We start from the raw sequence: 20007 nt of genomic DNA, 5'->3' as shown, positions 1-20007 counted from the left end.
TAGTCAGGATATCCCTATGATTCATAGCGCATGATAATCTCGTCACACATTTTATAATGTATGGAGGATGAATTCATGCCAGGAACTAAGAAGGTCATCAGTTTTACGATTTCTGCTGCTTTACTCGCCAGTATGGCTGCTTTGACCGGGTGCGGAAATGCCGATCATAACGTTCGTACGAACAGTACACGCTATAACGCGCAAAGCACACATCATATGGATGGTGTGAACCGTAATGGTATGGATGGTGTGAATCGTTATGGGGTTAAGTCCAATGGTATGGACGGGATGTCATTGAATGAAAATGGCAACCGAACCGGACATCCAGTCCGTAATCTGCAAGTCGATCGCAGTTTGTCCAAACGTATATCTGAGATGCCGGATGTAAAGTCTGCGACAGTGCTGGTCGGTGAACGACATGCCTATGTAGCCGTTTCCTTGAAAGACCAAGCCAACGGAACAGGTGTCGGTGCTCCAAGTATTGACGGTACTCCAAGTATTGATGGTACTCCAGGTGCTAATAGTATTGGACGTAACGGTAATGTACCGAGTGTGAATGGCGTTAATGGCACTAGAGGAAACCGTACTACGGATACTACGACGCCTGGAATGACAGACAATGGAGTTGCCGGAAATGGAGTTACCGGGAATGGAACACCTGCGCGTCGTGATGACGGTTTATTCGGTACGATGGGTACAGGCTCGTACGGTATGTTGCGTGGCTTGACGGACAACAATCGCGGAGATAACGGAAACACCACAATCGAGGGAGCAAGAACTGCATATGAACCAAGTGATGCAGTCAAGAGCCGTATCGCGAATAAAGTTAAGCAATTTGCACCTTCGATTGAACAGGTACATGTATCCGCTAACCCGGATTTTGTCAAACAAGCCACTGACTTTACACACAGTGTGCAAAATGGTCATCCGATTAGAGGCTTGAGCAATCAAATGGTGGATGTGATTGAACGTGTATTCCCGACCTCGGCGGCTGATACAAACCGTCCAATGGAAAATACAGCACCCACACGCCCACAAAATCATACGCCCGCGCCGATGAATCATCGCTAATTCAAACCCTATAAGTGTGTGCAATGCCAAAGAAAGAGCTATCCATCTCAGCGAATACGCTGGTGGATAGCTCTTTAGTTTTGGGGAATGATAACTATAACTGAATTATTTGCGCAATCCTTTAATCCATACGCCTTGCAGCTTCAAGTCTCCATCCAGTAACAGGATATCTGCTTGTTTACCAGCTTCAAGCGAACCTGTACGATCAGCAATGTGCAAGGATCGAGCCGGATTCAGGCTGGCCATTTGTGATGCCGCGGGAATACTCATACCCACATGTTGAACCAAATAGCGGAAGCCTTCAATCATCGTTAGTGTGCTTCCTGCCAAAGTGACCCCATCCTCCAGTCGTGCTACACCGCCCTGCACGATCACCGGCAAATCGCCGAGCGTATATTTCCCGTCTTCCAGACCCGTAGCAGACATGGCATCTGTGATGAGAATGAGATTATGATCCTGCTTTAACCTAGCGAGCAGGGAAATGGCGGCGGGATGCACATGAATGCCGTCCGCGATGATTTCTGCTTCAATGCGCGGATCAGCAAGTACGGCTCCGGCGGCTCCCGGCTTGCGATGATGCAGCGGAGTCATAGCATTAAACGCATGCACCGCATGGTTCAGCCCCGCCGTCGCTGCCTGTTCAACCTCTTCATACGTAGCATCTGTATGACCGAGAGCCGCGGTAATGCCATGGCTGCAAAGCCATGCAATCAGTTCCAGCGCTCCTTCCCGTTCGGGCGCAAGCGTAAGCTGGCGAACAAGGCCTGGATAGCGCTGCTCCCATTCTGCCACCCATGAGAGATTCGGTGGCACGATATGTTCCGGGTTTTGCGCTCCCGGCCAGTTCGGACTGATGAACGGCCCTTCTAGATGTACGCCCTCCAACTGAGCATAGGGCATAGGTAGTGCCATATAAGCGTGAACTTCACTCAATACTCGGTCAATCTGTTCCTTGGGCGCGGTCATGGTGGTAGCCAGCATGGCCGTCGTTCCTTGTGAACCGTGAAAGGAGGTGATCGTATCCAGCACCTTTGGACTGGAGTCCATAAAGTCCTCACCGTTACCGCCGTGAACATGAATATCAATAAAGCCTGGTAGCAGATAGCCTCCTTCCAGACGCACAATTTTTACCGCTCTCGCTGCACTTTCTTCCTGATTTGCCAAGACTACCGATGTCCAATCGGCGGGCAAATTTCCCTCGGAACCAGCATAAACAATGGACTGCCCCTCAATGACGACAACCCCTTTTTCAATGATGTCATTTCCAACGACAACTTGCCCATACAGTAGCTGGGGTACGTTACCACTCATTTCATCTGACTTCAATTGAACCATCCTCCCGCTTTCTGATCCAGTAAAATAAGTACGTTGGGGTGACATTGCAGCAAAGAAGCCGGACACTCAGTCGTGACAGGTCCAGTTAAAGCCTGCTTTATAATGTCGGCCTTATCCGCACCAAAAGCCACCAGTATAATTTGCTTCGCCTTGAGAATCGTGCCTACTCCCATCGTAACTGCTTGCCTGGGTACAGCATCTATTTCGCCAAAAAATCGAGCATTCGCTGAGCGCGTACTTTCTTTCAAATCTACAACATGTGTGGCTCCAGCCAAGCTGTGACCGGGTTCGTTAAAGCCGATATGCCCATTATGACCAATGCCAAGCAACTGCAGATCCACGGGGCCATGATCCAGAATAGCCTGCTCGTGCGCTGCACATTCTGCTGCCAGATCTAGTGCATTCCCGTCAGGAACACGTGTATGGGATATGGGAATGTCGATATGCTGGAACAAGTGCTCATTCATAAAGCTTCGATAGCTCTGCGGATGTTCTGGGGGAAGACCAACATATTCATCAAGATTCACGGAATAGGCGCGTGCAAAACTGACCTGTTCCTTGCGGTACATATCTGCAAGATGTTGGTAAATGCCAATCGGCGTACTACCGGTGGCCAGGCCAAGCATAGCCTGTGGTTTGGATAGTAGCAAGCTAGCGATCACAGCGGCGGCAGTAGCGTTCAGGTCTTCACGGCTGTTCAAAATGCGTATGTTCATCTTAGTGACCCCCTGGTTGTTTTTTGAGCTTGCTCACTTGTTGATATGAACCTTCCAATCTTGGAATATATTTGTCAAAATCCGAGCTCACCATACCTGTAAACAGAATATCTATAATATGAAGCTGGGCGATGCGAGAGGCCATATCCCCACGTCGCATTCCTTCCTCCAATGAAGAGGAAAATAGCGCAATATCCGCAAGGCCTGCCAGCGTATTGTTTCCGAAGGAGGTTAGGGATAGTGTCTTGGCCCCCTGTTCCTTTGCACAGCGTAGAGCCGCAATGGTCTCCTGGGTTTCCCCTGAATAAGAGACGGCAAAGGCGACATCTTCCGCTCCGAGCGAGGAGGCAGAGGTGATTTGCATATGGGAATCTGCAAAGGCAGTGCTGTTCTTGCCAATACGGATGAGCTTCTGGTAAAAATCCTGGGCCACAATCGACGATGTCGCCATGCCATAAAGATCAATGCGGCTCGTGGCTGACAGCCATGCAATGGCCTGCTCCAGCTTGCCGAAATCCAGTAGTCGGGTCGTGTCTGCAATGGATGCGGTATGGTTCGCCTGAATAGCCTGCACGATTCGGAAAAGTGAATTTCCGGCGACAATATCCTGATAGGATTCTTCACCATTACGGTTGGAATGAGACAACTCGGCGGCCAGCTTCATTTTGAAATCGGGATAGCCTTTAAAATGTAGTGATTTGCAAAACCGCGTAACGGTCGCCGCACTTACACCACAACGCTCTGACAGCTCCCGAATACCCAGATGCAACACATCTTCCGGGGATTGCAGGATGGATTCCGCCAGCTTGCGCTCCTGTACGGGCAGCTGCTCCAGTCTATGGGCTAATGTATGAAGAATGGGGGACATGAGCTGTGCTCCTTTGGCTGTAGAGTGTTTGTTTGAAAATAAGTATCGTATATAAGGAGTATTTAGAGAAAAACATTTTCACGTGTATTGTAAAATAATTCTGCTGCTCATGCAAGAGATGTGAGAAGAATTTTTATTAGATTTTGCGAAAAAATAGCCAGCGAAAATTGTAGAAGTTATCATACATTAATTTACATATTGCGAGTTTTACTTACAAAACAACCTATTGACTTGTCTCTTCATTGGAGGAGTATAATTGAATAAAGTTCCAGTGAAGGAATTTTTCTAGGAGCTTTCTTTGCAGAGGGCATCGTTGGGTGGAACGAACAGAATCTCATTCACAAGGAGGAGTTTGCTATGCAAAGCCAAGTGATTGAAATGATCAGCGCGGTTAAGGAAGATCCTGAACTGGTCGCTAAGCTGGATGGACATTCGGACATTATTCATGATGCGGGACTGGATTCGTTGCAGTTGGTTCATTTCATGCTGCAAGTGGAGGATGCGTTTGATGTGGAGATTGATTTTGATTCCTTTGAGCTAGAGCATTTGAGCTCGGTAGATGCGTTTTGCAGCTACATTCAGGGGATCAGCGATGCGGAACAAGCGCCGTATCTGGAAGGAATGGAGACGGTCTGACGTACAGCTAGGTACATGTGCCTGAAAATCCATTAAACGAGGTGTTAGCATGCAGCCCAAAAGCAATGTGCTGATTGATGAGAAAGCGTTCAAGCTCATCAAGCGTAACCTGAAAAACGCTTCTGTATCTTACCGTAACGCCACACAGGACCCTACTTTCAAAACGGACATGCCCCAGACGATCGGCATTAAGCTGACTAACCGCTGCAACCTGAGATGTACACACTGCTTTGAATGGAACGAGGAAGGCTACCATCACCAAATGGATAAAGAAGAACAAAACATGGATCTTGCTCCGGACATGCTCCGGCAAATTTTGAGCGAAACCAAGGAAGCCAAGTCCAGACTGTACATGTGGGGCGGCGAACCGATGTTTCATCGACGTTTTGATGAAATTTTGGACGTGCTGGCGGAAGATCGGCGCGAAATGACCTTTTGTACAAATGGGTTACTTATTGATAAATATTTGGACCGGATTTTGGATTTGTCCGAAAATCTGGAGTTATTAATAGCGATTGAAGGTTTTGAAAGAGAACACGATTTAATCCGCGGTAAAGGCACTTTTCAAAAAACAATGCGGCAGATGGATAAGCTGATTGAACTGCGCGACCAGGGATTGTACAAGGGACGGGTAACTGTCCATGCGGTCATTAACGATAACATGATCGGACGGATGTACGAATTTCTGCAAATGCTTGAGGACAAAAGGCTGGATCTGGTGCTGCTGACGTTCCCCTGGTACATTTCCAAAGAAACCTCCCTCAAAATGGATGAATATTTTACACGTAATTTCTCCTGGCTCCGACAACTTGAAGAAAAAAATATTAGTAGCTGGCATGCTTTCAAATATAAAATCAACCCGGATAACATCGATCCTCTGATGCAGGAACTACAGCGGATCAATGAGCGAGTATGGAACATTCGCGTGCGCTATCAGCCCGGTTTGGATTATGAGGAAATTGATAAATTTATCCATGGCGAGGAAATGGTCAGTCGTTGTTCCAATCATTGTTTGGCGCTCACCTCCAGAACAGATATTTTACCAGACGGGAAGGTCATGCCTTGCAAATTTTTCAGTGAATTCACGATTGGAAGCATGCGTGAGCACAGTCTGAAGGAGATATGGAACTCGGATGCGTATGAGAAAACTCGTCAAAAGATTAATCATGAAGGATTGACTCCGGTGTGCTCCAAATGCAGCGTATTGTATCTGCATGGGGCAGGCTCTCTGAAGTACATTTAGTTTTCTATGGATGTTGTTTGTTACTGGATGGAAGAGAGAGGGATGATGACAAGACGTGACGACTAAAACGATTAACCTTGTGGAAGCGCTTGCGCATGAACGAGACCATGGAGTCCTGATTTGGCTGTTTAATATCGGCGCAGAGCAAGTGTGGCATCCATCCCCCCGCAAGGGGGGCATGGCAGATCGGGATGAACAGCAAGTCGTAAACCGAATGGAGGAAATGAATCTCCTGCTATGTCGAAGTCAGGATGTCATTGTACTTCGGGAACAGCCGGATAAGGCGTTTCTGGACATGCTTCAACGGTTGGGCTTTAGCCTGCCGCGTATTGAGGTGCCGGAGCCTTCTGATCCGCTAACGCCGATTTCAGAGCTGGTGCTGGCGGATGAGGCGCTTTTGGCACGACTGCGTACGGTTGCAGATGCAGGCCACAGCAGCGGCGGAGCCAAAGCGTGGCTCGTCCCCTATGCGGTCACACCGCAGGAGGAAGCGATCGCGGAGCTTTGCGGGCTGGAGCTGATCGGCGCTCCATCCGCGGTCAGTGCTCAGGTGAATGATAAAATATTCAGCCGCCTGACCGCGCAAAAGCTTGGTTTTGCTGTCAGCGAAGGCGCTGTATGTGCAGACGAATCGGCGATCCGCAGGGAGTGTGCCAGACTGGCTGACTTATCGGATGGACCTGTGAAGCTGATTATCAAGCAGCCGCACGGTGCCTCGGGACAAGGCATGTATATGCTGGACGAGCTGTCCAAGCTGGACACGCTGCTGAGTGTGATGAGGCGCTTTGGCGGCTCGTCGCCATCTTCCGGCGGCTGGCTGGTGGAGCGCTGGCACAATAAGCAGATGGATCTGAACTACCAGCTCTGCATTGACGAGGGCGGTGGTGTGACGATGTTTTCGCTAAAAAGACAAAACGTGGATGGCACCGTATATATCGGATCTCAAGTGCCGGCTGAGATTGGCGATGCGCTGGAGGAAGAAGTGAGACGTTGCGCCTACCAGCTGGGTACGTATCTCTATTCCATTGGGTACACAGGAATGGCCTCTATTGACGGTTTTGTTGACGAAGAAGGTTTGCTGGTTCCAGTCATTGAGATTAACGGTAGGTTTACGTTGTCTACCTATATTTCATTCCTGTCATCCGTCCTGGGAGAACAGCATAAAACATTATCCCGTTATTACCGCAACGTTACCGCTACGCCTCTCACTTACAGCCGCTTGTGCGGGCTGCTCGCAGAGGAGGGCTTGCTCTATACGCCCGAACGTCCAGAAGGGGTGTTTGTATATACGGCGGGTACATTGTCTGGTATTCCTGTGAAGCGGGGCTATGTGAACCGGATTTTCACACTTATTTTGGCAGACAGCTGGCAGGAAGCTGATGCTTATGCGCACAAATTGGAAGGTATCATTGCTGGATTAGGATGCTCATAAATGGGAGGGAATCAAAAATGAAAACAGATGTATACCATGTAGTACCCTTGCTGGAAAAGGTTTTGAAGCTGGCTCCGGGAGAGCTGGAACAGTTGACTCCGGATCAGGATCTGCGAACCTTGGGGCTGAATTCCTTATCCGCTGTGGAATTAATTGTAGAGTTGGAAAATGAGCTTGATATTACGATGGAGGACGACGATCTAGTGCTGGAGCATCTATCTACACTGCAAGGCATTGAGCGTCTGCTGAGCAAATATGCATAAGGGCGCTGAACAGACAAGGTTGATGCAGGAATCCGATATGAAGACACGTCATGATTCCGTTGTGGACTATGGTGCAGAAGAAGTGGCAAACGCTCTTCCAGGGAAACATTGTGTATATTCTTCCCTGCGTACCTCATTGCGGAGGTACGGGGTGAACATGGCCGAATCCGAGCTATTCATGCTGTGTGGGAGTATGTGCGCAGAGTACGGTGGAGATTTGAAGCGCTTCGGACCTGAGAAATATCCAGAGCAGCTTCAAGAAATGGCAGCCAGTGGCGGACCTGTTATTCGGGTGGAACCGTGGGTCGCTGGTGTCAGCGATGAAACCGACCTGTTGCGGGTACTCACATCGGGCTACGGTACCATGCTGCATACGTCGAGCACCGCTTTAACCTATCACGATGTATATGTGAAAAATTACCCAAGGGGCCACGTGATTGAGTTGTGCGGGTTGGACTTGCGAGAACGTACAGCACAGGTGAATGATAGCTTCCTGCTCGATTCCTCGGGACATGCCATGACTTATGTGGGCTCAGCCCGGCTCGACGATCTGATGCAGGGCATTATTGAGTATGCATGGCTGGTGGAGCAGCCTGCCCCGCTTTCGCCAAGTGAGATGCATGCTGCGTGTGCTCATCATATTCGACAGTATTTGACTGGACACGAAGCCATCTGGAGAGGCGTACCTACGTCTAATGAGTCGGAAAGCCAAACGGGGAAAGCTGTAACAGGCAAACAGGTCAAGCGGGGAGATGAGGGGTACCGGGCATTTGTCGGTGACTTCCGTCTGTTGGCAGACATGGCGGATCAGGATTTTCGGACGTACTGTCATGAAATCTATTACAATCTGCGATTGGGCAGTGCCCTTCATTTGACGGATTATACAGCTGATTATTGCCTGCTGCATCAAGCCACGCTGGGGCCACAAACACAGCATGTAATTGAATTGGCACAGGGGCTGTACGCGGATTGGCACAAGCTTAATCTGCATATTTACAAAACAGGGCTTCAACTGCGCAAGCATCGGATGCCTGAGATTATGGAACGAGCTTTGCATTTAATTGAAAGACAGCGGCATATGCTGGAGGAACTGATGATTTTAGCAGAGCAAGCAGCCGAGTAGTCCAGAGCACTCGGCCTTATCAGGCACGTTCATCCAGGGGTTACGCGCAGAGGAAAGAGGAGGGGAATTGATTGCCGTCCATTACATTAAACCAATTGTCGAAAACATTTACGTACTACAAAAAGGAGCCGGGCGTGCGCAAATCGTTACAAAACTTGTTCAGGCGTCAGCAGCTGACCAAAGAGGCTGTACAAAATGTCAGCTTTAGCATTGAGGAAGGCGAAATTGTCGGATTTCTCGGTCCAAATGGAGCGGGCAAAACAACGACGCTCAAAATGCTGTCTGGCATTCTCCATCCCACGGACGGGGAGGCATCCGTACTCGGCTTTACCCCGTGGAAACGACAAAAAGAGTTTAAACGTCAGTTTTCCATTGTAATGGGACAGAAAAACCAGCTCTGGTGGGATTTGCCTGCAAGCGAGTCATTCGAGCTGAACAAGCTTATCTATGAAATTGATGAAAACCGTTACAAAGAGGCGCTGGATGAACTGGTCACTCTGCTTGGGGTGGAGGAGCAGCTTCATGTGCAGGTTCGGCGGTTGTCTCTCGGCGAGCGTATGAAAATGGAACTGATCGCCGCGCTGCTGCATCGTCCACGGGTCATTTTGCTGGATGAGCCGACCATTGGACTGGACCTTGTTTCTCAGCGGCGGATTCGAGAGTTTTTCAAAGCCTATAACCGCACGCACCGGACGACCATCCTGCTGACAAGCCACTACATGAAGGATATTGAGGATTTGTGCAGTAGATCCATCATTATCAGCGGGGGCAGATTGGTGTATGACGGAGACTTACACAAGGTGAATGAGGTCATCGGTGCCCGTAAATTACTTAAGGTTCGACTGGAGATCCCCGTATCCAACCTAACATTGGCGAGCCTCGGCAAACTTCGCTCCAACTCGGAGATAGAGGCGGTATTTGAGCTGGATGCAGAAGATACCTTGGCTTGGTCCAAAAAGATTTTGGACGCACTGCCTGTCGTTGATTTTACGATTGAGGACGTCCCGCTGGAAGAGGGGATAGCCAATTTGTACGATGGGGGCAGGCTGGCCGATGCGAAATAACAAATATGTGAAGGTACTCCAGCTTGGCATGCAAAACGAAATGGAGTATCGGGCTAATTATTGGCTCCAAATGGCGGGATTTATGCTGCCGATCATGACGCAAATTTTTCTCTGGCTAGCTGTATTCGGTTCTTCGGGACAAGCAAGAGTGTTGGGCTATTCTCTGCCAGAAATGCTGGTGTATGTGGTCATGGCGGGAGTAACTGGAAAACTGATTGCTACGGGCTTTGAATACGAAATTGCTACAGATATCAAGGAAGGTGGACTGGCAAAATTCATGGTACAGCCTGTGCATTATTTCGCTTACCGTTTTTGCCGGTTTATCGGAGGCAAAGTCATACAGTCCGCGGTCGTGCTGCTGGCGGCTGCTATTTTGCTGTTATGTCTTAGCCTGGAAGGACAAATCAGCTTCGGGCTATCGTACATCTTGCTTTACATATTGGCGTTGCCGGGAGCGCTTGTGCTTAATTTTGTGGTCTATTATGCGCTGAGCGGCATAGCCTTTTGGGTGACGGAATCGGCGGGGCTATTTTATACGTTGTCGCTTGTCATTTACGTAGCTAGCGGTACCGTGTTTCCGCTGACGATTTTTGGAGATGTTTTGGCCCGTCTGTTCAGTCTGCTGCCGTTCAGCTACACCGTATTTTTTCCGGTGAATGCGTTAACGGGCAAGCTGACTTTGCTGGAAGCCGCTAAAGGCATTGGCGTGCAATGGCTCTGGATTGTAGTGCTGGCGGCCGTATCACGCTGGGTGTGGCAAGCCGGGGTCAAACGCTTTGTCTCGGTGGGGGGTTAACATGAAAAATGTTTTCCGAAACGTTAGGCGCTACATCAGACTGTACTGGAAGTTTGTCCAGTTTTCCGTCATGTCGCAGATGGAATACCGCATTAATTTTATAACGGCATTTCTGGTTGAAACAGCTTATTTGCTTATCAAGCTGCTGTACGCATCGGTTCCATACCGCGCCGGGACGGACATTAATGGCTGGTCTCCTGACGCCATATTGTTATATATCGGCGTGTTTACGATGATGAGCGGATTTTATAGTGGATTGTTCTACAGTAATTTTACAAGCCTGCCTGACAAAATTCGTACCGGCTCACTGGATGTGCTCATGACCAAACCCGTATCGCTGCAATTTATGGTGACACTGCGTCAATTTGAGCTGGGCTATACCGTGCCGAATGTAATTGGCGGCGGAATTATGACAGGGATCGGCTGGTATCGGCTCGGATTGCCATTTAATTTTGAAACCGCAGGAGGGTTCTCTGTGCTGCTCGGATGCGGAGTGCTTACGGCATACTCCGTATTTTTGCTCCCCCAACTGCTGGCCTTCTGGATTATCCGCACGAACGGCGTTACGGAGCTGTCCAACAGCATTTTCGAGACAAACTATGTGCCGATGGCCGTGTACAGTAATCTGATTCAGCGTATCGGTTTGTTCGTGCTTCCAGTGTTTGTCATTTGTAATTTTCCGCCCATGTTCATTCTCGGCAAAATGGATACCGGGTTGGTGGTATGGGCATTTCTCGCACCTCTCTGGCTGCTGGCGATCATCCGCCTGATATGGCAGTTTGCTCTACGTGATTATACGAGCGCGAGCCAGTAGCGCTACCGTGTAGTGGGCCAATAATGAAGCAGGAAAGGAAGCGAATCATATGAATGCGATACCGAATCAGCGTCATTTGTATATGGGAACGTTCGAAGCGGAGGCTTACTGGCGGGATGCCCAGTTAGCTTCCCTGCCAGCCCTGCCTGACCGGGCTTCTTCTGCGATTGTAGCAGCCATGGATGAACTGCTGTTCAGCTTTTGCCAGCCAGGAGATGCGTTATTGACCCGTTATGCTATTTCGCCTGTACATCGTCAGTATATCGCGCAGTTGGGCTTTCATCCGGCTGTCAACGAACGAGATTTGACCGACGGTATGGAGCGTGCAGGCAACGTATCGTCCGCTTCAGTATTCGAACTGCTGGGCAGTCGTAAGGCCGATGCTGGAGAGGGGTTTCCTCAACTGGAAGGCTGTGTACTTAGCCCGTTTGCGGGTTTACCGCATGTGGAGGAGGCTGCACGTGCTTGGGGTATAACACTGCATCAGCCACCGCTGGAAACGATTCGCAAGGTAAATGCCAAAACGTATTCCTCTGATCTGAAACGCAGTCTCGGTCTGCGCAACCCAGGCTATATCGTGACTTCGTTTGCAGATGTCGCTGAGGCGGGGCGTAAGCTGCTACGGGATGGAAGCTTTTTAATCAAGGATGATTTTGGCGTATCGGGCAAAGGAAACCTGCACATTACCTCGACACAAATGCTGGACCGGATCGTATCGTATTTACGTGGACAGGAGCGTAAAGGCAAACAGGTGCTTTTCCTTTTGGAGCCTTTTCAGGAGAAAGAGCAGGATTTTTCATGCCAATTTGCGATTGGTGATGATGGAAATGTCAATATCCTATCTGTACAATGGCTGGCTAATACACAATTCTCCTATCGGGAATCCTTGTCGCCGGACGGGGCTTTTTTAGAGCGGCTGGAGCGCGAGGGCTATTTTAGTTTAATGCAGGATGTGGGACGGCAATTGTATCAGGATGGTTATTACGGCGATGTATGCATTGATTCCATGACACTTCGTGGTGGGAAGCTGGAGCCTATTATCGAAATTAATGCTAGAAAGTCGATGAGTTTGATCAAGCATCAGCTCGATACCTTTCTGGCCGGGAAAAATATGCGTGGTACGCTGACGAATTATTCACTGTCCCATGATGGCAGTCTATCCTATGAAGAACTGCTGGAAGGGCTGAAAGGTGAAGGATTGTTGTTCACAGGTGAACGTGAAGAAGGTGTCATGCCTCTGGGTGCCAATACATTATATGTGAACACAGGTGGACGAGATGGTGAGAACAAGATTGTGGGCCATACAAGCACGCCAAGCAGAAATGCAACTGGGCGCGGAGGCAGATCGCCTGCCAAGCAGGTTCGTGTGAGCGGGATTGGGGCCAGCGATGGCGGATCAGAAGGGAACGGCATAGCTAAGCCGGACTTGAATGGTAACAAAGAAACTGCTGGAAGCGAACGGGCACGAGGCAAGGGGCGTCTTTATTTGGAACTGGTTGCTGCGAGCGATGAGGAAAAAATGCGATTGACTACAAAGCTGGAGCGTTTTTTGGCAGAGCATCATTTTACAGTGCTGAATTAAACGGGAGGCGTATGAGCATGCGTAAGAGTACGGATAAGCTTATGAAGGTAACGATTTTGTGTTCCGGTTTCGGATTGGGCTTTTATACCCCTGGCTTGTTGTTGCAAGCGGGTCTTCGCAGGCTGGGCGTGGATACGGCGATTCATGTATTTGAAAATGTGCTGCCAGAATCGGCTCGTCTCAAGGTCGACAAAAGCCGCAAAGCTTACCATGACAATTTTGCGGTGGCCTTAATGTCACAAAAGGTTCCGCAGGATATGCGTAATTCACTGGATCTCGCTGCGATGGAAGTGCTGCTGAACCAATGGATGGAGGAGGAGCGGCGGTATTTTATATGCTTATCCGGTCATTGGATGTATGTACTGGAGGAGTATCGTAAGCGCAGAGAACCGGAGTCGGTGCATGTGGACATCGTGTACATGGATTCGACACCTTCTCCTTCCTGGAAAAATCTAGCCAAGCATAACCCGCGTTTTGCGGAGGGCTGTGGAGAAACGACCTTTTTTGAAAATGATAAGAATAGAGTCAGCCACTATATTGATGTGCCGGCCGTGGAGTATGTACCGTTTGAAGCACGGCAATCCCGCTTATTCGTACATGGCGGCGGTTGGGGGATGGGCACCTACCGTGACAAGGTTGGACGGTTGGAAGAAGCGGGCTGGGAGCTGGATCTGCTGTTGTATGATCAGGATCAACCGGATGAACAGCGGGACAGTATACGCTATTTTCAGATGGACCCGCAGTGGAGGACATGGCAGCGTAATGAAGCCGGGGAGCATACATTTCCGCCTTTCGGAGAGGTAAAAAAGGGCGAGAAGACAGTGTATCAGGTCGGACCGGATTACCATAGCATGCTGGACCAAGCATGTCGTGTCCAGGCCATTGTCAGCAAGCCAGGTGGTGGCAGCCTAACCGACTCGTTCGCTACGGCCACTCCACTCATTATGCTGGAGCCATTTGGTGTGCATGAGAAGCATAATGCGGATCTGTGGGAACGTTTGGGATTAGGTATGCGCTACGAGACGTGGATTGAAACCTATAGTGGTAGTGCTCAGATACTAGAGGATATGCATCGGAGGATCGTAGAGCTGCGCAGTCGGACGCCGCGTTATATAGAGTCGTATGTGAATAGCATACAAATGCAGGCAAGAGCATCGGGAATGGAGCAGGGATTATGAACGCTGCGGCGGCTGCGCAAGAGCCTGCGATGCGAGATATTCGCTTTGGGATCATTGGCTGTTCTGCCATTGCTCCCCGTGCGTTGCTGGAACCGATCCGACATGTTGCAGGGGCACGCGTGACCGCGCTTGCGAACCGCACGGTTGCCAAGGCAGGAGAAATGGCAGATCGTTTTGGCGTCAGTGTCGTTTATCGGCATGCTGAGGATATGCTAAAGGACCCGGAGATCGATGCTGTATATATTGCGCTCAGCAACGACTTACATGCCGAGTGGATTGACAAAGCACTACGGGCTCATAAGCATGTGCTGGTGGAAAAGCCGTTATGCCTGAATACGGCTGATTTGGCTCCCTTGGCAGCAACAGTCGAACAGAGCAGTGCTTACCTGCTGGAGGGAGTCATGGTGCAGCACCATCCTTGGCAGCATGAGCTGCGGAGGATCGTAGAATCGGGGCGTTATGGTCGCTTACGCTCCATAGAGACGAGTCTATGCATTCCGGCAAAAGAAGGACATGCGGACAATTACAGATCTCGTCCGGAGCAGGGTGGGGGATGCTTTTGGGATCTGGGCGTGTACTGGCTCCAGCTGCTTCAAGCCGTCGTTGGATTAGAGCAGGCGGAATTCCACAGTCAATCGGATTTCGATGGTCCCCATGGCTGTGACTGGACATTTCGTGCGCAAGCCCGTTATCCAAGCGGATTGGAGGCATCTGCCCTCTTTTCATTCGAGCGGCCTTATCGCTGTGCTCATGTACTGACCTTTGATTCGGCAGTGGTCACCTTGAAGGACTGCTTTCGGGCCAATTTAGGTTTTTATAAAATGACACTCAAGACAGAAATAAAGAAGGATATCATGCCGAATATAACAGATGTGGACGCACTGCCTGGGTTATCACAGACATCTTCGCATACCAAAACGGTTTTCGAGCCTATGAACTATTATGTCAATCAGTTGAATACCTTTTGTAGCATCATCCGGGGGGAAGCGGAGCCCGTTCCATTTTGCGAGGCGGCAGAACGCGTCAGACTGCTGGCAGCCATTCATGAAGCAGCACGCTCGGGCGAGACGATTTATGCAGTATGAGTATGATGTGTTTTCGAGCGGAGGGAAGCGAATGATGCAAAATACTGAGTATCAAGGCATAGAGAGGAGGGGAACTCAGGTGATGGATAAAAAGGACGAAGCCTTACTGGAGCGTTTCGGCGAGCATCCGACGCCATTTTACTATTATGACGGGGACGCGCTGCATGCCCACGTCAGCTCGTTGCTATCCCGATTGCACCCGGCCGTGCGTGTACATTACGCGCTCAAGGCTAATGGTAACGTAGCCTTGGCTGGATTGCTGTGTTCGTTAGGTTGTGGTGTTGAGATTGCTTCGGCTGGAGAAATGTTCGTCGCTATGGAGGCCGGGTATGCTGCGGAAGACGTGCTGTACGCCGGACCGGGAAAAACAGTAGCCGAGCTGAACGAGGCGATAGCCTATGGAATTGGCTGTATTCATGTCGAATCGGTGAGGGAGCTGCGTCTGTTGGAGGACATTGCTGCCCAAGCGGGCCAGCTTGTTAGGGCAGCGGTTCGCATCAATCCCGATAACGATCTGTCTGGAGCAACGATTAAAATGGGTGGTGTTCCGCGCCCCTTTGGAGTGGATGAAGGGCAGCTGGATCACTTTTTTAAGGTGCTGGAAGATTGCCCACACGTCCATTTTCAAGGTATTCAGGTATATACAGGTACGCAAATGTTGAAATCGGATCAGATTTTAGCTTCATTTGCGAATACGCTGCAGCTGGCAGAACGGGTACAGGCTCAGTATGGTGTGGCAATGCATACGGTCAATTTGGGCGGCGGGTTTGGTGTACCTTATTTTGCTCATGAGCAACCACTTGATATGGATCACGTCATTGACGGACTGAACGCACTCGCGGAGCAGACCCGAACCCGCATGCCCGGGGTTAAGCTAATCATCGAAAGCGGCAGGTATCTGGTTGCTCAATCGGGCATGTATGTCTGCCGGGCATTGTATACAAAGGAATCCAAGGGGGAGAAGTTTGTCGTGGCTGATGGTGGCATGAATCACTACGCCGCAGCTACTTTTCGAGGACGCCGTATTAGGGACAACTACCCGGTGCGAATTATGCGCAGGCAAGCGGGAGAATCAAAAGAACCCAAAGAACGAGAAGTGGAAGCAACCCTACGGATGGGGCAGAGAGACGCTTCTGCTCAAACGGCTGTTACTGTCGAACAATCATTAGAAGAGGTTGCAAGCCGAATAGGGGAGCCTCCGGAGGAAGCATCCTTGGAGCTTGAAACGGTAAGTATTGTTGGTCCGCTTTGTACACCCGAGGATTGTATTGTGAAAAAAGCGCAGCTTCCTCCGATTCACGAGGGCGATTATATTGCCTTTCCGAATGCAGGTGCCTATGGATTAAGCTATAGTCCACTACAATTTCTGGGACATGCTACCCCGGCGGAGCTGCTCGATTTTCGTGGGGAGGTGCATGTCATTCGTGAACACGGTGACCGCACAGACCTGCTGCATCATCAGCGCATGATTCCGTTGCCTGAGGATGTGTTGTAAGTATGTAAAAAAACGCCAAACTCATGGGAACCGATACAAATCGGACCTGTGATTTGGCGTTTTTTTACATGATGAGTAGGGTAGTATCGACTCAATGTTGCTTGGAGCTGCGCATTTCCTGACGCACAAGCTGCCATACCATAAAGATCAGTACAGCGATTTGTGGGACAAAGGTTTCCCAAGTTGGATACATTCCCAGCCAGCTAATGGACGGAAGCGAGGAGGCAGTGTGCCCCGGAAGCTTGCCAGCCACCTGAAGCGAATGAATACTTTCGCCCAGAAATCGGAATACGAGATAGTAAATCAGTACAGTCGCAGTCAGGAAAAAGGCACGAATCGGCAATCGTACACTGAACTTAATGATCGCAAACGCCAGAATGACTAGAACAACCGTCGCCGAGCTAATGCCGAGCAGCAATTGCGAGGTTTCGATGGCTGGAGCCATACCGACATAAAAGATAGCTGTCTCGGCTCCTTCACGCAGAATTGCGAGCGCAGAAACCGCAAATAGCGACCACAGACTTCCCCGTGCCAGCGCGTTGCCCACGCTGTTTTCCACAAAGCGGTTCCACGCGGCAGCATTAGATTTGCTATGCAGCCAGCTACCAACGGTCAGCATCAGCACGACCGCCACCAGCCCGGTGACACCCTCCAGCAACTCACGCATGCTGCCTGATGCGGCAGCTGCCACCAGTGTGGTGAACAGTACTGCCAGAATTCCGCTCAGCACCAGCCCCGTTCCGGCTCCTGCCCATATCCACCGTCCAGCCACGGCTTCGCCGCTTTTTTTGGCATACGCCAGCAGAGCTGCGAGCACGAGGATGGCCTCCAGGCCCTCACGCAGCAAAATCAGCGCAGCATCCCACGCAGTGTAAGAACGTTCTTCCGTCAACGGACGGAGTCTGTCCAGCATCTGATCAAGAGTCTGAATGGCTTTGTCCGTATTCGGTGGAGAAGACAGCAGATATCCTGAAGTCTCGGTCATTTCATTTTCAATTGCAGTGTAAGACGTCGGATCGGCAATTTGTACATGTCCTTCGACAGAAGGCCACAGAGCGATAAACTGCACTACCTTGTCAGCCGCTTGCTCTGATTGATTAGCTACAGCATCTTGGCGTGCGGATTCGAGCAAGGTGACTGCATCGCCTAGGGAAGCTACCGAACCATTCGCCGTTCCGGCAATCGTATTGCCTGCATTCGTTCCTTGACCTGTGTTCATAGATTTACCCTGACTATAATCAGACAGCAGAGTCGTTAATTCCTGCATTTCCTTGAGAGCCTGTTCTTGGCGAATGGGCTCAGCTTGCATGGAGATGCGGATGAGACTGATTTTAGTTTCGAGCGAACTGTATACCGGAAAATTGTCCAAACGAATCGGTGTTTCTACCTGATACCAGTCTTTGACGATTCGATCGTAATCCACCCGGGCAGCAGCCCAATCGCCTTTTTGCATGGCGGCCAGACTGCCCTTCGCCATGGGAAGCAGTTTTTCCGCTGCTTTGGCTCCAGCCGGGGCTGGTTTGTCCCCTTCGGCAGCAGTGACGTACTCATTGACCGAGCGCGCCAGCACGGATAAGGCAGCTTTCGCTGATTCCCCGCCACCACTGGCGAGTGTTTGTTCCGCATCGGTGAGTGCTTGATCTACAGCCGCGATGTGAGCTGAATCTCCGCCATTTGTTTTGGCGGCCTCCCACAGCGTGCGGAATTCTTTCAGATCCTTGGAGGCTTCCGTCCATTGGGCTTGTCCCGCCTCCACTAGTGCTCCGCCCACTACAGGCATTAGCTGATCATGGGTGACAGCTTTGGCATCTGTTTGTGCAAAAGCGACCGACCCGGAAATGAACGGAGCTACGGTCAGCAGCAGAGCTGCCACCAGCACAAACACCCATCCCAAGCTTTTATTGCGCCGATTCATATAAATCCCCTTCCTTGCCTGCTGTTAAAATAACGTATCCCCGATGTAGCCGCCTTGCGATACACCTGGGAAGCAGGCGAACACCGCACTGCCTTTGTGTACAATGTATTCGTTCAGCTTGTCATTGCGTGCAAGCTTCTCCTGAATATGAACGAACTGCTTGAACAGATCACGCTGGTAGCTGATGAACAGCAGCCCAGCATCCAGCTGTCCTGTTTGCTTGTCCAATCCGCTTGAATACGAATAAGACCTCCGCAAAATATTAATGCTTCCGTCCCCATGAGCCAAAGCCACATGAGAGGTGGGAGGTGTAACCGGCTTGCCTTCTGGGTTTTTGGCCGCCAGATCAAGCTTGTCGAACTCCTTGACCTTACCGAGTGGGGCACCGCTGCTGCGATGACGTCCAAAAGTATCCTCTTGGTCGCCCAATGTTGAACGATCCCACACCTCTACCCGCATGCGTACACGGCGAACAGCCATATAGCTGCCGTTGCCCATCCATGCTGGTCCGTCACTGGTCTGTGTCCACACCAGCCGATTCATCTCGTCTGCCTTGGAGGTGTCGGGGTTCCCTGTACCGTCCTTGAAGCCCAGCAAATTGCGCGGTGTGCTTCCCGCAGGATCGGCCTGTGCTGTCCGCTGGAAGCCTTCCTGCGTCCAGCGAAGCACCGCCGTTCCTCTGGCGATACGTGCCAAATTACGCAGGGCATGGAAAGCTACCTGCAAGTCATTGGCACATACTTGCACTCCGATGTCGCCGCCGCACCATTGCTCCTCCAGGGCATCCCCTTGAAAACGGGGCAGTTCACGGAACCCGGCAGGTTTAAGCCCGGCCAGGCCGTATCGTCCATCAAAAAAGGATGGGCCCACACCAAAGGTGATCGTCGTGCGGGATGGCGACAATCCTGCCGCCTCGCCCGTATCGGAAGGAGGGAGGTTGAGGTTTTCATTATCGTTGCCAAGCAGCACGCCAGAAGTCATTGTAGCGCTTGCTTCCGTCCAGGCTTTGAAAAGGCTGCGCACCTGTTCCTTGTCGCTGGTTGTTAGATCGAAAGCGGCGAAGCAGATGAAATCCTGGGCCGGAGTCACAATACCTGCCTGATGCTTACCGTAAAAAGGGATTACATCTTTGGTATCCGCATCCGTCATCATGCTTTCGAGACGTTGACCGGCTGACAGCATGGCTCCCACGCCCCCGCCGCCAAGCAGGAGGCCTAGTCCACCTACCCCGGCCAGCTTCAATAGGTCTCGGCGTGATACGGATTTGCTTTTTCCTGACGGCTCATCTTCCACTAGCTTGGCATCCTTTTTTACCAGATCGCCCTGTTCATTATGGGATTCCGCATACTGCGGCTTTTCTAGCCCTTTTTGCCGCTTAAAGCCTTTCATAT

Annotated in this window: 18 protein-coding genes; 13 read left to right on the top strand and 5 right to left on the bottom strand. The window is 50.5% G+C overall.

Annotation, left to right across the window (positions count from 1 at the left end; translation table 11 throughout):
• Nucleotides 1–75 precede the first annotated feature (75 nt).
• On the top strand, nucleotides 76–1071 hold the full coding sequence (locus tag ACWGXJ_RS19610) for a YhcN/YlaJ family sporulation lipoprotein (protein ID WP_452567435.1): 996 nt from the start codon (nucleotides 76–78) through the stop codon (nucleotides 1069–1071).
• A 105-nt stretch (nucleotides 1072–1176) separates the two neighbouring features.
• Here the strand turns inward: ACWGXJ_RS19610 and nagA are convergent, their stop codons facing one another.
• Genes nagA through ACWGXJ_RS19595 form a run of 3 tightly spaced genes read right to left on the bottom strand, consistent with a single transcriptional unit; the run spans nucleotide 1177 to nucleotide 3990 of the window.
• Nucleotides 1177–2397 (bottom strand): N-acetylglucosamine-6-phosphate deacetylase, encoded by a 1221-nt coding sequence (gene nagA / locus ACWGXJ_RS19605; protein ID WP_254329181.1) that lies wholly within the window; start codon nucleotides 2395–2397, stop codon nucleotides 1177–1179.
• The gene (nagB, locus tag ACWGXJ_RS19600; protein WP_069290271.1) at nucleotides 2394–3122 is read right to left on the bottom strand and encodes a glucosamine-6-phosphate deaminase; all 729 of its coding nucleotides are present in this window, start codon (nucleotides 3120–3122) and stop codon (nucleotides 2394–2396) included. The genes nagA and nagB overlap by 4 nt, the downstream gene beginning before the upstream one ends.
• A gap of 1 nt (nucleotide 3123) precedes the next feature.
• Nucleotides 3124–3990: a MurR/RpiR family transcriptional regulator gene (locus ACWGXJ_RS19595; RefSeq protein ID WP_452567434.1), complete on the bottom strand. Its 867-nt coding sequence runs from the start codon at nucleotides 3988–3990 to the stop codon at nucleotides 3124–3126.
• A 357-nt stretch (nucleotides 3991–4347) separates the two neighbouring features.
• On the opposite strand from ACWGXJ_RS19595, the gene ACWGXJ_RS19590 reads away from it, so the two are divergent.
• From ACWGXJ_RS19590 to ACWGXJ_RS19535, 12 genes are all read left to right on the top strand, one after another.
• Nucleotides 4348–4626, top strand: coding sequence for an acyl carrier protein (locus tag ACWGXJ_RS19590; RefSeq protein WP_235308490.1), 279 nt, complete (start codon nucleotides 4348–4350; stop codon nucleotides 4624–4626).
• A 49-nt stretch (nucleotides 4627–4675) separates the two neighbouring features.
• Nucleotides 4676–5869 (top strand): radical SAM/SPASM domain-containing protein, encoded by a 1194-nt coding sequence (locus ACWGXJ_RS19585; protein ID WP_061828875.1) that lies wholly within the window; start codon nucleotides 4676–4678, stop codon nucleotides 5867–5869.
• A 55-nt stretch (nucleotides 5870–5924) separates the two neighbouring features.
• Nucleotides 5925–7301, top strand: coding sequence for a peptide ligase PGM1-related protein (locus ACWGXJ_RS19580; protein ID WP_452567433.1), 1377 nt, complete (start codon nucleotides 5925–5927; stop codon nucleotides 7299–7301).
• A gap of 17 nt (nucleotides 7302–7318) precedes the next feature.
• Complete coding sequence (locus ACWGXJ_RS19575; RefSeq protein ID WP_013311710.1) at nucleotides 7319–7564, top strand: acyl carrier protein; 246 nt, start codon at nucleotides 7319–7321, stop codon at nucleotides 7562–7564.
• Between the two features lie 37 nt (nucleotides 7565–7601).
• On the top strand, nucleotides 7602–8687 hold the full coding sequence (locus tag ACWGXJ_RS19570) for a hypothetical protein (protein WP_452567432.1): 1086 nt from the start codon (nucleotides 7602–7604) through the stop codon (nucleotides 8685–8687).
• A gap of 71 nt (nucleotides 8688–8758) precedes the next feature.
• Nucleotides 8759–9751: an ABC transporter ATP-binding protein gene (locus tag ACWGXJ_RS19565; protein ID WP_061828872.1), complete on the top strand. Its 993-nt coding sequence runs from the start codon at nucleotides 8759–8761 to the stop codon at nucleotides 9749–9751.
• Nucleotides 9741–10547 (top strand): ABC transporter permease, encoded by an 807-nt coding sequence (locus tag ACWGXJ_RS19560; RefSeq protein WP_061828871.1) that lies wholly within the window; start codon nucleotides 9741–9743, stop codon nucleotides 10545–10547. The genes ACWGXJ_RS19565 and ACWGXJ_RS19560 overlap by 11 nt, the downstream gene beginning before the upstream one ends.
• Nucleotide 10548: 1 nt before the next feature.
• Complete coding sequence (locus tag ACWGXJ_RS19555) at nucleotides 10549–11361, top strand: ABC transporter permease (RefSeq protein ID WP_061828870.1); 813 nt, start codon at nucleotides 10549–10551, stop codon at nucleotides 11359–11361.
• A gap of 49 nt (nucleotides 11362–11410) precedes the next feature.
• Nucleotides 11411–12943, top strand: a complete 1533-nt coding sequence (locus tag ACWGXJ_RS19550) for a hypothetical protein (protein WP_452567431.1) — start codon at nucleotides 11411–11413, stop codon at nucleotides 12941–12943.
• Nucleotides 12944–12960: 17 nt separating this feature from the next.
• Complete coding sequence (locus tag ACWGXJ_RS19545) at nucleotides 12961–14121, top strand: UDP-glucuronosyltransferase (RefSeq protein ID WP_452567430.1); 1161 nt, start codon at nucleotides 12961–12963, stop codon at nucleotides 14119–14121.
• Nucleotides 14118–15206: a Gfo/Idh/MocA family protein gene (locus ACWGXJ_RS19540; RefSeq protein WP_452567429.1), complete on the top strand. Its 1089-nt coding sequence runs from the start codon at nucleotides 14118–14120 to the stop codon at nucleotides 15204–15206. The genes ACWGXJ_RS19545 and ACWGXJ_RS19540 overlap by 4 nt, the downstream gene beginning before the upstream one ends.
• 82 nt (nucleotides 15207–15288) lie before the next feature.
• The gene (locus ACWGXJ_RS19535; RefSeq protein ID WP_452567932.1) at nucleotides 15289–16701 is read left to right on the top strand and encodes a type III PLP-dependent enzyme; all 1413 of its coding nucleotides are present in this window, start codon (nucleotides 15289–15291) and stop codon (nucleotides 16699–16701) included.
• 91 nt (nucleotides 16702–16792) lie between these two features.
• On the opposite strand, the gene ACWGXJ_RS19530 is transcribed toward ACWGXJ_RS19535, so the two are convergent.
• Complete coding sequence (locus ACWGXJ_RS19530; RefSeq protein ID WP_452567428.1) at nucleotides 16793–18616, bottom strand: FTR1 family iron permease; 1824 nt, start codon at nucleotides 18614–18616, stop codon at nucleotides 16793–16795.
• 24 nt (nucleotides 18617–18640) lie between these two features.
• Nucleotides 18641–20005, bottom strand: coding sequence for an iron uptake transporter deferrochelatase/peroxidase subunit (gene efeB / locus ACWGXJ_RS19525; protein WP_452567427.1), 1365 nt, complete (start codon nucleotides 20003–20005; stop codon nucleotides 18641–18643).
• Between the last annotated feature and the right edge of the window lie 2 nt (nucleotides 20006–20007).

This window comes from Paenibacillus sp. S33 (assembly GCF_053615415.1).
This window is presented reverse-complemented; position numbering and strand designations above follow the sequence as displayed.

Coding starts and splice junctions, on each gene's coding strand:
- ACWGXJ_RS19610 (WP_452567435.1), top strand. CDS start 76: ATGCCAGGAACTAAGAAGGTCATCAGTTTTACGATTTCTGCTGCTTTA.
- nagB (WP_069290271.1), bottom strand. CDS start 3,122: ATGAACATACGCATTTTGAACAGCCGTGAAGACCTGAACGCTACTGCC.
- ACWGXJ_RS19595 (WP_452567434.1), bottom strand. CDS start 3,990: ATGTCCCCCATTCTTCATACATTAGCCCATAGACTGGAGCAGCTGCCC.
- ACWGXJ_RS19590 (WP_235308490.1), top strand. CDS start 4,348: ATGCAAAGCCAAGTGATTGAAATGATCAGCGCGGTTAAGGAAGATCCT.
- ACWGXJ_RS19585 (WP_061828875.1), top strand. CDS start 4,676: ATGCAGCCCAAAAGCAATGTGCTGATTGATGAGAAAGCGTTCAAGCTC.
- ACWGXJ_RS19575 (WP_013311710.1), top strand. CDS start 7,319: ATGAAAACAGATGTATACCATGTAGTACCCTTGCTGGAAAAGGTTTTG.
- ACWGXJ_RS19570 (WP_452567432.1), top strand. CDS start 7,602: ATGAAGACACGTCATGATTCCGTTGTGGACTATGGTGCAGAAGAAGTG.
- ACWGXJ_RS19560 (WP_061828871.1), top strand. CDS start 9,741: ATGCGAAATAACAAATATGTGAAGGTACTCCAGCTTGGCATGCAAAAC.
- ACWGXJ_RS19555 (WP_061828870.1), top strand. CDS start 10,549: ATGAAAAATGTTTTCCGAAACGTTAGGCGCTACATCAGACTGTACTGG.
- ACWGXJ_RS19550 (WP_452567431.1), top strand. CDS start 11,411: ATGAATGCGATACCGAATCAGCGTCATTTGTATATGGGAACGTTCGAA.
- ACWGXJ_RS19545 (WP_452567430.1), top strand. CDS start 12,961: ATGCGTAAGAGTACGGATAAGCTTATGAAGGTAACGATTTTGTGTTCC.
- ACWGXJ_RS19540 (WP_452567429.1), top strand. CDS start 14,118: ATGAACGCTGCGGCGGCTGCGCAAGAGCCTGCGATGCGAGATATTCGC.
- ACWGXJ_RS19535 (WP_452567932.1), top strand. CDS start 15,289: ATGGATAAAAAGGACGAAGCCTTACTGGAGCGTTTCGGCGAGCATCCG.
- ACWGXJ_RS19530 (WP_452567428.1), bottom strand. CDS start 18,616: ATGAATCGGCGCAATAAAAGCTTGGGATGGGTGTTTGTGCTGGTGGCA.
- efeB (WP_452567427.1), bottom strand. CDS start 20,005: ATGAAAGGCTTTAAGCGGCAAAAAGGGCTAGAAAAGCCGCAGTATGCG.